The 15,279-nt window shown below is 73.4% G+C and carries 13 protein-coding genes; 8 read left to right on the top strand and 5 right to left on the bottom strand.

Translation table 11 applies throughout. The features are described from left to right. Nucleotides 1–3 precede the first annotated feature (3 nt). Nucleotides 4–438: a nucleoside deaminase gene (locus AB0F62_RS03495; RefSeq protein ID WP_361791684.1), complete on the bottom strand. Its 435-nt coding sequence runs from the start codon at nucleotides 436–438 to the stop codon at nucleotides 4–6. Next, a complete protein-coding gene (locus AB0F62_RS03490) occupies nucleotides 435–1,286 on the bottom strand; it encodes a TIGR03619 family F420-dependent LLM class oxidoreductase (protein ID WP_361791682.1) in 852 nt (283 codons plus the stop codon). Before AB0F62_RS03490 ends, AB0F62_RS03495 begins: the two co-directional genes overlap by 4 nt. A 93-nt stretch (nucleotides 1,287–1,379) precedes the next feature. On the opposite strand from AB0F62_RS03490, the gene AB0F62_RS03485 reads away from it, so the two are divergent. Beyond that, nucleotides 1,380–1,841 (top strand): Lrp/AsnC family transcriptional regulator, encoded by a 462-nt coding sequence (locus AB0F62_RS03485; RefSeq protein WP_361791680.1) that lies wholly within the window; start codon nucleotides 1,380–1,382, stop codon nucleotides 1,839–1,841. Nucleotides 1,842–1,843: 2 nt separating this feature from the next. Then, the gene (locus AB0F62_RS03480; protein WP_361791678.1) at nucleotides 1,844–2,221 is read left to right on the top strand and encodes a nuclear transport factor 2 family protein; all 378 of its coding nucleotides are present in this window, start codon (nucleotides 1,844–1,846) and stop codon (nucleotides 2,219–2,221) included. A 31-nt stretch (nucleotides 2,222–2,252) separates the two neighbouring features. On the opposite strand, the gene AB0F62_RS03475 is transcribed toward AB0F62_RS03480, so the two are convergent. Continuing rightward, nucleotides 2,253–4,310, bottom strand: a complete 2,058-nt coding sequence (locus AB0F62_RS03475; RefSeq protein WP_361791676.1) for a phosphocholine-specific phospholipase C — start codon at nucleotides 4,308–4,310, stop codon at nucleotides 2,253–2,255. Nucleotides 4,311–4,509: 199 nt separating this feature from the next. On the opposite strand from AB0F62_RS03475, the gene AB0F62_RS03470 reads away from it, so the two are divergent. From AB0F62_RS03470 to meaB, 4 genes are all read left to right on the top strand, one after another. Then, nucleotides 4,510–5,268, top strand: a complete 759-nt coding sequence (locus AB0F62_RS03470) for a potassium channel family protein (protein WP_361791674.1) — start codon at nucleotides 4,510–4,512, stop codon at nucleotides 5,266–5,268. Between the two features lie 97 nt (nucleotides 5,269–5,365). Next, the gene (gene mutA, locus AB0F62_RS03465; RefSeq protein WP_361791672.1) at nucleotides 5,366–7,270 is read left to right on the top strand and encodes a methylmalonyl-CoA mutase small subunit; all 1,905 of its coding nucleotides are present in this window, start codon (nucleotides 5,366–5,368) and stop codon (nucleotides 7,268–7,270) included. Beyond that, nucleotides 7,270–9,471: a methylmalonyl-CoA mutase gene (gene scpA, locus AB0F62_RS03460; RefSeq protein ID WP_361791670.1), complete on the top strand. Its 2,202-nt coding sequence runs from the start codon at nucleotides 7,270–7,272 to the stop codon at nucleotides 9,469–9,471. Before mutA ends, scpA begins: the two co-directional genes overlap by 1 nt. Before the next feature lie 4 nt (nucleotides 9,472–9,475). Further along, a complete protein-coding gene (meaB, locus tag AB0F62_RS03455; protein WP_361791668.1) occupies nucleotides 9,476–10,459 on the top strand; it encodes a methylmalonyl Co-A mutase-associated GTPase MeaB in 984 nt (327 codons plus the stop codon). Nucleotides 10,460–10,477: 18 nt separating this feature from the next. On the opposite strand, the gene AB0F62_RS03450 is transcribed toward meaB, so the two are convergent. Continuing rightward, a complete protein-coding gene (locus AB0F62_RS03450) occupies nucleotides 10,478–10,765 on the bottom strand; it encodes a hypothetical protein (RefSeq protein ID WP_361791666.1) in 288 nt (95 codons plus the stop codon). A gap of 925 nt (nucleotides 10,766–11,690) precedes the next feature. Then, nucleotides 11,691–12,500 carry a helix-turn-helix domain-containing protein gene (locus tag AB0F62_RS03445; RefSeq protein ID WP_361791664.1) on the bottom strand — a complete coding sequence of 270 codons (810 nt, stop codon included), beginning with the start codon at nucleotides 12,498–12,500 and terminating at the stop codon, nucleotides 11,691–11,693. 73 nt (nucleotides 12,501–12,573) lie between these two features. Between AB0F62_RS03445 and AB0F62_RS03440 the strand changes: the two genes are divergently transcribed. Both AB0F62_RS03440 and AB0F62_RS03435 read left to right on the top strand, forming a co-directional pair. Next, a complete protein-coding gene (locus AB0F62_RS03440; protein WP_361791662.1) occupies nucleotides 12,574–13,158 on the top strand; it encodes a TIGR03086 family metal-binding protein in 585 nt (194 codons plus the stop codon). 95 nt (nucleotides 13,159–13,253) lie between these two features. Further along, nucleotides 13,254–15,275 (top strand): NADPH-dependent 2,4-dienoyl-CoA reductase, encoded by a 2,022-nt coding sequence (locus tag AB0F62_RS03435; protein WP_361791660.1) that lies wholly within the window; start codon nucleotides 13,254–13,256, stop codon nucleotides 15,273–15,275. Nucleotides 15,276–15,279: the final 4 nt, after the last annotated feature.

Genomic DNA, 15,279 nt, shown 5'->3' with positions numbered 1-15,279 from the left:
GGATCAGTAGTAGCCCTCGACCGGGACGCGGGCCTCGTCGTACAGGGCGGGGCCGTTCTGCGGCACCTGCGGGAAACCGGCCTTGGCGGCGGGCGACTTGAGCCCCGTGAGCTGGTCGGTGGACAGGGCGTAGACGACCCCGCCCAGGCCCGAGCGCTCGATGGCGCCCGCGCACATCCCGCAGGGCTGGCAGCTGGTGTACAGGGTGGTGGCGGCCGCGGTGGCCGGATCGAGCTCCCGGGCCGCCCACCGCGCCAGCTTCAGCTCGGGGTGGGCGGTGATGTCGCCGTCGCTCAGACTGCTGTTGCGGTCCTCGGCGAGCACCGTTCCGTCCGGCCCGGCCAGCAGCGAGCCGAAGGGCGGGTTGCCGGACGCGCGGGCCTCGGCGGCCAGTTCGATCGCCCGGCGCAGCAGACGGGTCGTCATCTCGTCGGTCATGTGCACTCCGTTCGTGAGCGGTGGGCGGCGACGGCCGCGAGCGCCTGCCACGCCGCCTGCGGGCGCAGCGTCTCGCGGGGGTCGCCGTTGAAGGGGTCCAGGACGACGGTGTCCGCGCCGAGCGCCCGCAGTCCGTCGAGGTCGGCGGTGATCTGGTCGAGGGTGCCCTCGCCGGCGAGCCGGTCCGGCCCGGTCACCGGCTCCGGCGTGAGCCGCAGCGCGATGCGCGGGGCGAGGGACGGTACGGGCCGGCCCTGCTCGTGCGCCTCCGACGCCAGGCCTGCGGCGGTCTCGCGCAGCCACGGCAGGGTGAACCGCAGCGGATGCCACGCGTCGCCGACGCGGACCGCCCGCCGGCGGGCCGCCGCGCTGTTGCCGCCGATCCACAGCGGCACGGGGCCGCCGGCGTAGTCCGCCTCGTCCTTCCAGGCCTCGCGCAGGGCCGCCAGGTACTCGTCCGTCAGCGCGCCGCGCCGCCCGTACGGGACGCCGAGCGCCGCGAACTCCTGCCGCGCCCAGCCGACGCCCACGCCGAGCACCAGCCGCCCGCCGCTGAGCATGTTGAGGTTCGCGGCCATCCGGGCCGTCAGCAGCGGATGCCGGTACGGCAGGATCAGCACCGTCGTGCCCAGCAGGATCCGGTCGGTGACGCCCGCGAGCCAGGACAGGGTGGTGAACGGCTCGTAGAAGGGCGCCGGGTATTGCTCCGCCACGTCCGGCGTCACCACGACGTGGTCGGAGACCATCAGCAGGTCGAAGCCCAGACCCTCCACCGTCCGCGCCCAGTCGCGCAGCATGCCGGGGTCGGTACCGGGCCCGAAATTCGGGACGTTCACACCGATTCGCACCCCGTCAGGCTATCCAGCGGCTCCTCCCGGCCGGAAGGGATTCCTCCCGGAGTACCCGCCCCCCGGGCGTGGATCCACCGGTATCTTCGCCGGATGGCCGAGAATCTCGACGCGACCGACTGGGCGATCCTCAGCGAGCTCCAGCGCGACGGCCGGGTCCCCTTCACCGAACTGGCCCGCCGGGTCAGCCTCGGCGCCTCCGCGACCACCGAGCGGGTGCGCCGGCTGGAGACCCTGGGCGTCATCACGGGCTACCGCGCCGAGGTCGACCTCGGCAAGGCCGGTTACCCGGTGCTCGCCGTCGTCCGGCTGAAGTACCCCGGCAGCCGGCACGAGCCCCTGCACCGGCTGCTCGGCGAGCGCCCGGAGATCCTGGAGTGCCTGCGCACCACGGGGGAGGAGTGCTACGTGCTCAAGGTCGCCACCGCCTCCATGGGCCACCTGGAGGACGTCATGGACCAACTCGCGCAGTTCGGGAGCGTGACGACCAGCGTGGTCTACCGGCAGACCCTCCCGTACCGGGGGCCCGGCGGCGCTCCTTCGGGCATGCTGTGAGCATGGAGGCAGCGAAGGTCGTCGAAGAACTGTGGCAGCGGATCCAGGCACGGGACTGGGCGGGTGCCGGCGAACTGATCGCCGAGGACGCCGTGGTGGAGTGGCCCGTGAGCGGCGAACGCATCGTCGGCAGGGCCAACTTCCTCGCCGTCAACAGCGAGTACCCGGAGGGCTGGTCGATCCACGTGCTCAGGGTCGTGGCCGACGGCGACGAGGTCGCTTCCGAGGTGGAGGTCCCGCACACGGATCTCGGACTCTTCCACGCGGCGTCGTTCTGGACCGTCCGCGACGGGCGGGTCGTCGCCGGCCGCGAGTACTGGACGAGCCCGGGCGCCGACCCCCGCCCGGAGTGGCGCGCCCGCTACGTCGAGCCGATGTAGCGGGCGCGCGCCCTCGTACTGGGCGGGACGGTCAGCCGCCGATCGCCGGGTCGCTGGTGCTCTCCCGGCCCGTCTCGACGTGACCGGCGAGGCGGCGCTCGAAGCCGCCGTCGTGGTCGGCGGTGACGGTCAGGTCGTACCAGCCGTGGGCGCGTTCGGTCCCGGCGACGTGGACCGCGCTGGCGCCCGGCCGCAGCCGGTGGGAGGCCGGCTTGTGCCCGCCGTAGCCGTCCCGGACCGTGAGCGTGACCGTCGAGTGGCCGTTGTTGGTCAGGACCAGGCGCACGGCGCCGCTCCTGCCGTCGTGGCGGGCGACGACCTCGGCACCCGCCGCCGCGGTCCGGCCGGCGAAGCGGCGCAGGAAGCCGTTGGGGCCGTGCACGGTGACGTCGTAGTCGCCGTGGGCGTCCGCGGGGACCTTCCAGGTGCCGGTGAGCGAGTGCCCCGACCCGACGGTGTACGTCCACGGGCCGGAGGCGTCCGTCGTGGAGGTGACGACGAAGCCGGCGCCGGCCTCGCCGTGGGACGCGAACTCGATCCGCAGCGCGCCCGCGGCGCTGATCCCGCCGTCCGCGGAGAGGTCGTACGGGACGGGCCGCGCGGGGCGCAGCCCGCGCTCCTGGCGGGGCAGCGAGCCCTTGGCGGGCGGGACCGGCGAGTAGTCGGGGTGACGGTCGCCGTCCGGCGGGAGGTAGCCGTCGGTGTCGGGCAGCCGCGGGGTGCGGCTGTCCTTGTGCCGGAAGTCGAAGGCCGTCGTCAGATCGCCGCAGACGGCGCGGCGCCAGGGGGAGATGTTGGGCTCGGTCACGCCGAAGCGGCGCTCCATGAACCGGATGATGGACGTGTGGTCGAAGGTCTGCGAGCAGACGTAGCCGCCCCTGCTCCAGGGGGAGACGACGAACATCGGGACGCGCTGGCCCAGCCCGTACGGACCCGCCGGGCGCCCGCTGTCGCCGGGGTACACATCGCGGCCGACGTCGACGGTGGAGGCGCCCTGCGCGGACGAGCCGGCCGGGAACGGCGGCACGACGTGGTCGAAGAACCCGTCGTTCTCGTCGTAGGTGATGAACAGCGCGGTCCTGCTCCACACCTCGGGGTTGGAGGTGAGCGCGTCGAGGACCTGCGAGATGTACCAGGCGCCGTAGTTGGCGGGCCAGTTGGGGTGCTCGGTGAACGCCTCGGGGGCGACCACCCAGGAGACCTTCGGCAGCTTCCCGGCCTTGACGTCGGCGCGCAGGAGGTCGAAGAAGCCCTCGCCCTTGCGGGCGTCGGTGCCGGTGCGGGCCTTGTCGTACAGCGGGTCGCCGGGCTTGGCGTTGCGGTACTGGTCGAAGTACAGCAGCGAGTTGTCGCCGTAGTTGCCGCGGTAGGCGTCGTCGATCCAGCCCCAGCCGCCGGCGGCGTCCAGGCCGTCGCCGACGTCCTGGTAGATCTTCCACGAGACCCCGGCCTTCTCCAGCCGCTCGGGATAGGTCGTCCAGGAGTAGCCCAGCTCGTCGTTGCCGAGGACCGGGCCGCCGCCCTTGCCGTCGTTGCCGGTGTGGCCCGTCCACATGTAGTAGCGGTTGGGGTCGGTGGAGCCCATGAAGGAGCAGTGGTAGGCGTCGCAGACCGTGAAGGCGTCGGCGAGGGCGTAGTGGAACGGGATGTCCTCGCGGGTCAGGTGCGCCATCGTCGTGGCGGACTTGGCCGGGATCCACTGGTCGTACCTGCCCTTGTCGAAGGCGGCCTGGGTGTCCTTCCACCCGTGCGGCAGGTCCTCCAGGAAGGCCAGGCCGAGGTCGTCGGCGTCCGGGTGGAAGGGCAGCACCTCCTTCGTGCCGTCCGACTGGTGCCAGACCGGTTTGCCGCTCGGCAGCGTCACGGGGTGCGGATCCCCGAACCCTCTGACGCCGCGCAGGGTGCCGAGGTAGTGGTCGAAGGAGCGGTTCTCCTGCATCAGGACCACGATGTGCTCGACGTCCTTGATGGACCCGCTGTTCCGGTGCGCGGGGATCTCCGCCGCGCGGGCGATGCTGGTGGACAGCGCGGTCAGGGCGGCGGTGCCGCCCGCCAGTTGCATGAACCTTCTGCGGTCGAGGGCGTTCATGAAGGGTCTGTCTCCCAGGCGTTGTGATGGGCCGTCGGATGTACGGAGCCGTCAGCTTCTTCAACTTGTCCGAACAAGTGGGGGCCAGTGTGCGAACCGTTCGGAAAACCTGCCCCAACCCGCTCCCGGTGGGCGGCGCCGTGCTCGGAGCCCCGCCGTGCCGCCAGGGGCGTGCAGGGGGAGCGTGCACACTGAGCCCATGAACCGTCTCGAACGCTGGGAGCAGCAGACCAGGGCGCCGCTGCTCGCCCTGGCCGTGATCTTCGGTGCCGCCTACGCCCTGCCGATCCTGGAACCGGCCGCCGACCCCGCGCTCGTCACCGCCGCGCATTGGACGGAGCGCGGCATCTGGGCCCTGTTCGCCGGCGACTACGTCGTCCGCCTCGGCCTCAGCGAGCGGCGGTGGGAGTTCATCAGGCGCCAGCCGCTCAGCCTGGCCGTGGTCCTCCTCCCGCTGCTGCAGCCGCTGCGCCTGCTCCGGCTCGTGTCCGCGCTCTTCCTCGTCGGCCAGCGGATGCGGATGGCGGCGCAGGTCCGTCTGACGACGTATGTCGTCGGCGCGGTGCTCACCCTGCTGGCGTTCGGGTCGATCGCCGTCCTCGAGGCCGAGCGGCAGTCTCCGCACGGCAACATCCGCACCATCGGCGACGCCTTGTGGTGGTCCTTCACCACCATGACGACGGTCGGCTATGGCGACCACTCACCCACCACCGGCGTGGGCCGGCTCATCGCGGTCGGGCTGATGCTCTCGGGCATCGCCCTGCTCGGTGTGGTCACCGCCAACATCGCCGCCTGGTTCCTGGCCCGCTTCCAGGAGGACGAGGCGGAGAACCGGCGCGCCCAGGAGATCACCGAGGAACTGCTGCGCGAGGTCCGCGAGCTGCGCCGCCAGGTGGCCGACCTCACGGAGGCCGCCACCGGCACGCGCGCCGGGGCGTCCGAACGGGTCCTCGAATAGAGCATCGCGCCCGAACGGATCAAGGGCGCACCGGAATGGGCAAGGTCACAGGTGTGCCCCCTGCTGCTCACCTGCTAACGGGCACTAACCTCTGAGCATGACGGTCCTGCCTGATGACGGGCTTTCTCTGGCCGCCGAATTCCCGGATGCGACCCACGAGCAGTGGCAGCGCCTCGTAGAGGGTGTCCTGCGCAAGGCGGGCAAGGACGTCTCGGGTCAGGCGGCGGAGGACGCGCTGTCCACCACTCTCGAAGACGGGCTGACCACGCGCCCGCTGTACACCGCGCCCGGCGCGCCCGGCGCGCCCGACGACTTCGGCGACCGCGTCGGCCTGCCCGGCTTCGCGCCGTTCACCCGGGGCGGCGCCCCGGCGGGCGGCGTCCTCGGCGGGTGGGACGTACGCCAGCGCCACGCCCGTCCCGACGCGGCCCGCGCGAACGAGGCCGTGCTCGCCGACCTGGAGAACGGCGTCACCTCCCTCTGGCTCGTGCTGGGCGACGCCGGCCTGCCGGTGGCCGCGTTCGGCGCGGCCCTCGAGGGCGTCTATCTCGACCTGGCCCCCGTCGTCCTCGACGCGGGCGCGGACTTCGAGGCGGCCGGGCAGGCGCTGCTCGCGCTGTACGAGCGGCGCGGCGTGTCCCGCGAGACGGCGCGCGGCAACCTCGGCGCCGACCCCCTCGGGCATGTCGCCCGTACCGGGGACGCCGACGCCCTCCCCGTGCTCACCGCCGCCGCCGTACGGCTCGCCCGCCGGGCGCACGAGGAGTACCCCGGGCTGCGCGCGCTGACCGTGGACGCCCTGCCGTACCACGAGGCGGGCGGTTCGGCCGCGCAGGAACTCGGCGCCTCCCTCGCCACCGGCGTGGCCTACCTGCGGGCGCTCACCGAGGCCGGTCTGCCGGTCGACGCGGCCTGCGGGCAGCTGGAGTTCCGCTACGCCGCCACCGCCGACCAGTTCCTGACGATCGCCAAGCTGCGCGCCGCCCGGCGGCTGTGGGCCCGCGTCGCCGAGGTGTGCGGCGCGAGCACGGCCGCCGCGGCCCAGCGCCAGCACGCCGTCACCTCGCCGGTGATGATGACCCGCCGCGACCCGTGGGTGAACATGCTCCGCACCACCGTCGCGACGCTCGGCGCCGGAGTCGGCGGTGCCGACTCGGTCACGGTGCTGCCCTTCGACCACGCGCTCGGCCTGCCGGACGCCTTCGCGCGCCGCATCGCCCGCAACACCTCCACCATCCTGCTGGAGGAGTCGCACCTGGCCCGGGTCGTCGACCCGGCGGGCGGCTCCTGGTACGTGGAGCGGCTCACCGAGGAACTCGCCGAGGCCGCCTGGGACTGGTTCCGGGAGCTGGAGCGGGCCGGCGGCCAGGGCGCCGCCCTCGCCTGCGGCCTCGCCGGCGAACGTCTCGCCGCGACCTGGGCGAAGCGCACCCAGGCGCTGGCCAAGCGGCGTGAGCCCATCACCGGGGTCAGCGAGTTCCCGCTGCTGTCCGAGCCGCCCGTCGTGCGCGATCCGGCCCCGGCCGCCCCCTCCGGCGGTCTGCCGAAGGTCCGCCGCGACGAGGCGTACGAGGGACTCCGCGCCCGCTCGGACGCCCACCTGGCGGCCACCGGGTCCCGCCCCAGGGTCTTCCTCGCCGCCCTCGGCCCCGCCGCCGCGCACACCGGCCGCGTGACCTTCGCCGCCAACCTCTTCCAGGCCGGCGGCGTGGAGCCCGTCCACGAGCCGGTCTCCGTCGACGCCGCGACCGCGGCCGAGGCCTTCGCCCGCAGCGGCGCCGGCGTCGCGTGCCTGTGCTCCAGTGACGCGCTGTACGAGGAGCAGGCGGCGGCCGTCGCCGCGGCGCTGAAGGCGGCCGGCGCCGGCCGGGTGTTCCTGGCCGGGCGCCCCGGCGAACGCGAGCAGGCCTACACGGAGGCCGGCGTCGACGGCTTCGTCTTCGCGGGCGGCGACGCGGTCGCCGTCCTGACCTCCGTTCTCGACCGGATGGGAGTGGCGTGATGCGGATCCCGGACTTCTCGGAGATCGAGCTGGGACCGGCCGCCGGGAACGGCGCCGGAGAGGAGCAGTGGCGCGCCGCGGTCAAGGAGGCCACCGGCCGCGGCGCCGAGGACCTGGTGTGGGAGACGCCCGAGGGCATCGGCGTCAAGCCGCTCTACACCGGCCGCGACCTGGAGGGCCTGGACTTCCTGGGCACCTATCCGGGCATCGCGCCCTATCTGCGCGGCCCCTATCCGACGATGTACGTCAACCAGCCCTGGACGATCCGGCAGTACGCGGGCTTCTCCACCGCCGAGGAGTCCAACGCCTTCTACCGGCGCAACCTCGCCGCCGGCCAGAAGGGCCTGTCGGTCGCCTTCGACCTGCCGACCCACCGCGGCTACGACAGCGACCACCCGCGCGTCACCGGCGACGTCGGCATGGCGGGCGTCGCCATCGACTCGATCTACGACATGCGGCAGCTCTTCGACGGCATCCCGCTGGACCGGATGACCGTGTCGATGACGATGAACGGTGCCGTGCTGCCGGTGCTGGCGCTCTACATCGTGGCCGCGGAGGAGCAGGGCGTACCGCCCGAGAAGCTGGCGGGGACCATCCAGAACGACATCCTCAAGGAGTTCATGGTCCGCAACACCTACATCTATCCGCCGAAGCCCTCGATGCGGATCATCTCCGACATCTTCTCCTATACCTCGCAGAAGATGCCACGCTACAACTCGATCTCCATCTCCGGCTACCACATCCAGGAGGCCGGGGCCACGGCCGACCTGGAGCTCGCGTACACCCTCGCCGACGGCGTGGAGTACCTCCGCGCCGGGCTCGGCGCCGGCCTGGACGTGGACGCCTTCGCCCCGCGGCTCTCGTTCTTCTGGGCGATCGGCATGAACTTCTTCATGGAGGTCGCCAAGCTGCGCGCGGCCCGGCTGCTGTGGGCGAAGCTGGTCCGGCAGTTCGAGCCGAAGAGCGCCAAGTCGCTCTCCCTGCGCACCCACTCACAGACCTCCGGCTGGTCGCTGACCGCGCAGGACGTCTTCAACAACGTCACGCGCACCTGCGTGGAGGCGATGGCCGCCACCCAGGGCCACACCCAGTCGCTGCACACCAACGCCCTCGACGAGGCGCTGGCCCTGCCCACCGACTTCTCCGCGCGCATCGCGCGCAACACCCAGCTGCTGCTGCAGCAGGAGGCGGGCACCAACCGGGTCATCGACCCCTGGGGCGGCTCCGCCTACGTCGAGAAGCTGACGTACGACCTCGCGCGCCGCGCCTGGCAGCACATCCAGGAGGTCGAGGCCGCCGGGGGCATGGCGCAGGCCATCGACGCGGGCATCCCCAAGATGCGCGTCGAGGAGGCCGCGGCCCGTACGCAGGCCCGTATCGACTCCGGCCGCCAGCCGGTCATCGGCGTCAACAAGTACCGGGTGGACAGCGACGAGCAGATCGAGGTCCTGAAGGTCGACAACTCCTCCGTGCGCGGCCGGCAGATCGCCAAGCTGCGCCGGCTGCGCGAGGAGCGCGACGAGGCCGCCTGCCAGGACGCGCTCGCCGCGCTGACCACCGCCGCCGAGCGCGGCGCGGGACAGGGCCTGGAGGGCAACCTGCTGGCACTCGCGGTGGACGCGGCCCGCGCCAAGGCCACCGTGGGCGAGATCTCCGACGCCCTGGAGAAGGTGTACGGCCGGCACGCCGGGCAGATTCGTACGATCTCCGGTGTGTACCGCAACGAGGCAGGGGAGTCGCCGTCGGTGGAGCGCACCCGCGCGCTGGTCGACCGCTTCGAGGAGGCCGAGGGCCGCCGCCCGCGCATCCTCGTCGCCAAGATGGGCCAGGACGGCCACGACCGCGGTCAGAAGGTCATCGCCACCGCCTTCGCCGACCTCGGGTTCACGGTGGACGTCGGACCGCTCTTCCAGACCCCCGCCGAGGTCGCCCGCCAGGCGGTGGAGGCCGATGTGCACATCGTCGGCGTCTCCTCGCTCGCCGCCGGCCACCTCACGCTCGTGCCCGCGCTGCGCGAGGAACTGGCGGCCGAGGGCCGGGAGGACATCATGATCGTGGTCGGCGGCGTCATCCCGCCGCAGGACGTCCCGGAACTGCTCGCCGCGGGCGCGGCCGCCGTCTTCGGGCCCGGCACCGTCATCCCGGACTCCGCCCACGACCTGGTCACGCGGCTCGCCGCCGCGCTCGGCCACGAACTGTGAGCCCATGCCGCCGACCATCGATCTCGACGCTTACGTCAAGGGCGTGCTGGACGGCTCCCGGGCCTGGATCGCGCGTGCCATCACTTTGGTGGAGTCGTCGCGGCCCGACCACCGGGAGCTCGCCCAGCGGCTCCTGACCGAGCTGCTGCCGCACGCGGGCAAGGCCCGCAGGATCGGCATCAGCGGAGTGCCGGGGGTGGGGAAGTCCACCTTCATCGACGCCTTCGGCACTCTGCTCACCGGCTTCGGCCACCGGGTGGCGGTGCTCGCCGTCGACCCCTCGTCCACGCTCACCGGCGGCTCCATCCTGGGCGACAAGACCCGGATGGAGCGCCTGTCGGTGGACCGTTCCGCCTTCGTGCGGCCGTCCCCGTCGGCCGGGACGCTCGGCGGCGTGGCCAAGGCCACCCGGGAGTCCATCGTCGTGGTGGAGGCGGCGGGTTACGACGTCGTGCTCGTGGAGACCGTGGGCGTCGGCCAGTCGGAGACCGCCGTCGCGGGGATGGTCGACACCTTTCTGCTGCTGACGCTGGCCCGCACGGGCGACCAGCTCCAGGGCATCAAGAAGGGCGTGCTGGAACTCGCCGACGTCATCACGGTCAACAAGGCCGACGGCCCGCACGAGCGCGACGCCCGCGCCGCCGCCCGCGAACTGTCCGGCGCCCTGCGGATGATGACCCCGGTGGACGCGGCGTGGACCCCGCCCGTGCTGACCTGCAGCGCGCGCGAGGGCACCGGCCTCGACACCCTGTGGGAGCGGCTGGAGCAGCACCGCACCCTGCTGGAGTCCACGGGCCGGCTGGCGGCCAAGCGGCGCGACCAGCAGACGGAGTGGGCCTGGAGCATGGTCCGCGACGAACTGCTGGGCCGGCTCCGAGGCCATCCCGAGGTGCGCCGGCTGGCCCCGGAGATCGAACGGCAGGTCCGCGAGGGAACGCTGACGCCCACCCTGGCCGCCGCGCGCATCCTCGAGGCCTTCTCGGGGTGAGGACGTGCGGCCCCCTGGTCAGGCCGCCCGCGCCTGGCCCCGGGGCACCGCGCACCGCCCCGCCGACCACAGTGCCCCGGGCATGTTGCAGTCCGGGCCGACCTGGTGGCGGTCGATGTACGCGAACAGCCGCCGCGCCTCCGCCATGTGTCCCGCGCACGCGAACGAGCCGTGCCCGGGGAGCCACTGGATGTGCCACCGCGCGGGCTCTCCGCACGGTGCCGCCGCGCCGGTCGCGATGCGGCCGCAGGGCGTCATGCCGTCGATGGGGATCGGGGTGAGCCGGGGAGTGATGGGATCGGCCATGGGGCAGGCCTCCTCTGCCGCGTGACGCGACGACATCTGGGCACCTGTGTGGGGGGATCGAGCCGCTTGCGCGCACTCGATGTCGGTATGCCCCGTGATGGGCCTCCCCGACGCCTCCGCAGGAGGCTGAAGTTGGCAACCGCGCCGCCCCGGGACGGGGAAGGCGCCCGCACGTCGTGTCGTCCTCGTTCCTGCCGCAGGCCCCGGCAAGCCCGCGGTGACGGTCACCTCCCCGGCGCCCGGCGCGGACCTCGACCGGGACCAGGTCCCGGTGTCGGCGGCACAGAGCCGGGACGCGGGGAAGGTGGCGCTCACCCTTGACCCACGTCCCGTCGCGACGGGCGCCCCGCTGGGTCGTGTCCCCCGTCGTGGTGTAGCCGATCACGGTCCATCGCCTCCGCTTCGGAGCGGTCCGGCACGTGCCCCTGCGCGCCGTCGTGCGATCACCGCTGGTCCCGGCTCGGGGAGCCTCAACACCGCCTCCGGCGACAGCGATTCGGGACACGACCCGGGGATTCCGTCGGCTTGATCGGTTACACCACTTGGCGGGACGCCATCCCCCGCTGGACCTGACCGCACTCGCCGCCGGGGAGCACATCCCGCGCGCCGAGGCGTCGGGGCCGGCGGGGCCGGGCGGCACCGCGGTCGCGCGTCGGTCTTCACCCTCCGGGCGGACGCGACCGGTCCGACCCACGTCATCCTCACCTCGGGCGCCGCGGACGCTTCGATCGGCGCCATGGCCACCCTGCTCGGCCAGAAGCGGTACTCCACCCTCGCCACCTGGGGCGCGGGTGCGGTCGGGCAAGGGCCTCGACGCCGGACGGGCCGCCCTGATCGCCGCCGACGCCCAGGCCCTCGCGCCCGCGTCCTGACGACCGCTCCCGGACGGTGCCGCCGCGACGGCACCGTCCGCGGGCGCCGGTGCTCAGCCCGCGTAGGCGGTGGGCGGCACGCCCACGGTCGCGGTGAAGTCCCGCACCAGATGGGCCTGGTCGCTGTAGCCGAGCTCCGCGGCGAGGGCGGCCCAGTCGACGGACGCCTCGGACTCCGCGCGCTCCAGGGCCTCGTGGATCCGGTAGCGGAGGATGACCCACTTGGGGCTGACGCCCACGTACGCGGCGAAGAGCCGCTGCAGTGAGCGGGGCGACATGCCCTCGGCGCGGGCGAAGTCGTCGACGCGCAGGATGGACCGGTCGTGGCGGACGCGGTCGGCCAGCGCCGTCGCCAGGTCCGCCTGCGGGTCGGGCGTGGGGGACAGGGACAGCAGGAAGGCGTCGAGGGCGGCCACGCGGGCGTCCTCGTCCTCCGGGCCGAGCACCTCCCCGGGTGCGGTACCGAGTCCGGGCAGCGCCTCGTCCAGCCGGACCCGACGCCCCGTCCAGTGCGACACGGGCACCGCGGGCGCGAACGGCCGGAAGCCGCCCGGCCGGAACTGGATCCCGCAGACGCGCCCGGACGCCTCCAACTTCTGCGTGAACAGCTCCAGGCCGATGCCCGCGACCTCTCCGAAGCCCGGTGCGGTGCCGTAGCGCTGGAAGACGATGTTGACCGAGGGGTGCGGTACGACATGCGAGGCGTACGGCTCGGCGAGGTCCCAGTCGATCAGCCAGTAGTGCTCCAGGTACGGCCGCAGCGCCGGCGCCGGCGTCCGGCGCCGGAAGCGGACGCGCGCGAAGAGCTCCGGGGCGTCGACGATGCCCCGGGTGTCGCGGCGCGGGCTGTCCGGACCTGCCATACCGGCGATCCTACGGGCCCCGTGTCGCATTTCTTCAAGCCGCCGGAGCCCGCCCCGCCCTAGCGTCGGTCCCATGACGACGAGGACCGGTGAACTGATCGCCGCCGCCCGCGACCGGGCGCTGCCCGTGGTGCGCGCGCTGCCGGACGACGCCCTGGACGTGCCGACGCCGTGCGCCGAGTACGACGTGAGACACCTGCTCAACCACCTCTTCCACGTGGTCGTGGGCTTCCAGGCCCTCGCGGCCCGCGAAGAGGCCGACTTCTCGGTCACCCCGGACCGGCTGACCGAGTACGGCGACGGCTGGCGCGAGCGTTTCGAGAAGGAGACCGCGCTGCTGGCCGACGCCTGGTCGGTTCCGGGCGCGGACGAGGGCGTGGCCGGATCCATGAACCTGCCCGCCCACACCGTCGGCGCGATGGCCCTGCTCGATCTGACCGTGCACGCCTGGGACCTCGCCCGCGCCACCGGGCTGCCGTACGCGCCGGACGCCGACGGGCTGCGGGCGCTGGAGGAACTGGTGGCCGCGATGGGGCCGACCGCCCGCACGATGGGGGTCTTCGGCGAGCCCGCCCCCGTACCCGCCGGGGCGTCCGCCTTCGAGGCGCTGCTGGCGAGCACCGGCCGCGATCCGCGGTGGAACCGCCGGGAGGAGTAGCGAGGGCCACTTTTGCAACTGGTTGCACAATCCCCTTCGGGTGGTCTACAAAAGTCGCGACGACACCGCGCGCCGCCGCCCGAGGAGACCCCGCGATGAGCCCGTACCCGCACCTGCTGAGCCCGCTCGACCTCGGCTTCACCACGCTCCCGAACCGGGTGCTCATGGGCTCGATGCACGTCGGGCTGGAGGAGGCCGAGGGCGGCTTCGAGCGGATGGCCGCGTTCTACGCCGCCCGGGCCCGCGGCGGCGTCGGCCTCATCGTGACCGGTGGCATCGCCCCCGACGACCGGGGCCGCCCCTATCCGGGCGGCGCCCGGATGACCACCGAGGCCGAGGCCGCGCGGCACGCCGTCGTCACCGACGCCGTGCACCGCGCGGGCGGCCGCATCGCGATGCAGATCCTGCACTTCGGCCGGTACGCGTACCACCCCGACCTGGTCGCCCCGAGCGCCCTGCAGGCGCCGATCAGCCCCTACGTCCCGCACGCCCTCACCGACGAGGAGGTCGAGCAGACCGTCGAGAACTTCGTGCGGGCGGCGGCGCTCGCGCAGCGGGCCGGCTACGACGGCGTCGAGATCATGGGCTCCGAGGGCTACCTGATCAACGAGTTCCTCGCCTCCGCCACCAATCACCGCGACGACCGCTGGGGCGGCTCCTACGAGAACCGGACCCGCTTCCCGCTGGAGATCGTCCGCCGCACCCGCGAGCGGGTCGGCCCCGACTTCATCATCGTCTACCGGCTGTCCATGCTGGACCTGGTGCCCGGCGGCTCCACGCTGGAGGAGGTCGTCTCCCTGGCCAAGGAGATCGAGGCGGCCGGCGCCACGATCATCAACACCGGCATCGGCTGGCACGAGGCGCGCATCCCCACCATCGCCACCTCCGTCCCGCGCGGCGCCTACACCTGGGTGACGAGGAAGCTGATGGGCGCGGTCTCGGTGCCGCTGGTCACCAGCAACCGCATCAACACCCCCGAGGTGGCCGAGCGGTTGCTCGCCGAGGGCTTCGCCGACATGGTGTCGATGGCACGCCCGATGCTGGCCGACCCGGACTTCGTCGCCAAGGCCCGCGAGGGCCGCGCGGACGCCATCAACACCTGCATCGGCTGCAACCAGGCGTGCCTGGACCACACCTTCAGCGGCAGGCTCACCTCCTGCCTGGTCAACCCCCGGGCCTGCCACGAGACCGAACTCGTGCTCCTCCCCACCCGCCTGCGCAAGAACGTCGCCGTCGTCGGCGCCGGGCCGGCCGGGCTCGCCTGCGCGGTCTCGGCGGCCGAGCGCGGCCACGCGGTCACCCTCTTCGACGCCGCCGACAGGATCGGCGGGCAGCTGAACATCGCCCGCAAGGTGCCGGGCAAGGAGGAGTTCGACGAGACGCTGCGCTACTTCCGCACCCGGCTCGCCGAGGAGGGGGTGGAACTCCGCCTGGGCACCCACGTCACGGCGGAGTCCCTGGCGGACCGGGGCTTCGACGAGATCGTCCTGGCCACCGGCGTCACCCCGCGCACCCCGGAGATCCCCGGCGTCGACCACCCGAGCGTGCTGAGCTACCTCGACGTGCTGCGCGACGGTGCCCCGGTCGGCGAGCGGGTCGCCGTCGTCGGCGCGGGCGGCATCGGCTTCGACGTCGCGGAGTTCCTCACCGACGGCGGCGAGGGCGCGAGCCGGGACCCGGAGACGTACTTCCGGCAGTGGGGCGTCGACACCGAGTACCGCGGGCCCGGCGGGCTGCGGGCGCCCGAGCGGCCGAGGCCGCCGCGCACCGTCCATCTGCTGCAGCGCAAGACCACCAAGGTCGGTGCGGGGCTGGGCAAGACCACCGGCTGGATCCACCGCACCGAGCTCAAGCACCGCGGCGTCACCATGGTCGCGGGCGCCGTCTACGAGCGCATCGACGACGAGGGCCTGCACATCACGGTGGACGGCGAGCGGCGCACCGTGCCCGTCGACACCGTCGTGCTGTGCGCCGGTCAGGAGCCGCGCCGCGACCTGTACGAGGCGCTGCGCGCGGCCGGGCACTCCGTGCACCTCATCGGCGGCGCCGACGTCGCGGCCGAGCTGGACGCCAAGCGCGCCATCCGCCAGGGGACCGAAGTGGCCGCGGCGCTGTGACCCC

It is taken from the genome of Streptomyces sp. NPDC026673 (assembly GCF_040638135.1).
Taxonomy (GTDB): Bacteria; Actinomycetota; Actinomycetes; order Streptomycetales; family Streptomycetaceae; genus Actinacidiphila.
This window is presented reverse-complemented; position numbering and strand designations above follow the sequence as displayed.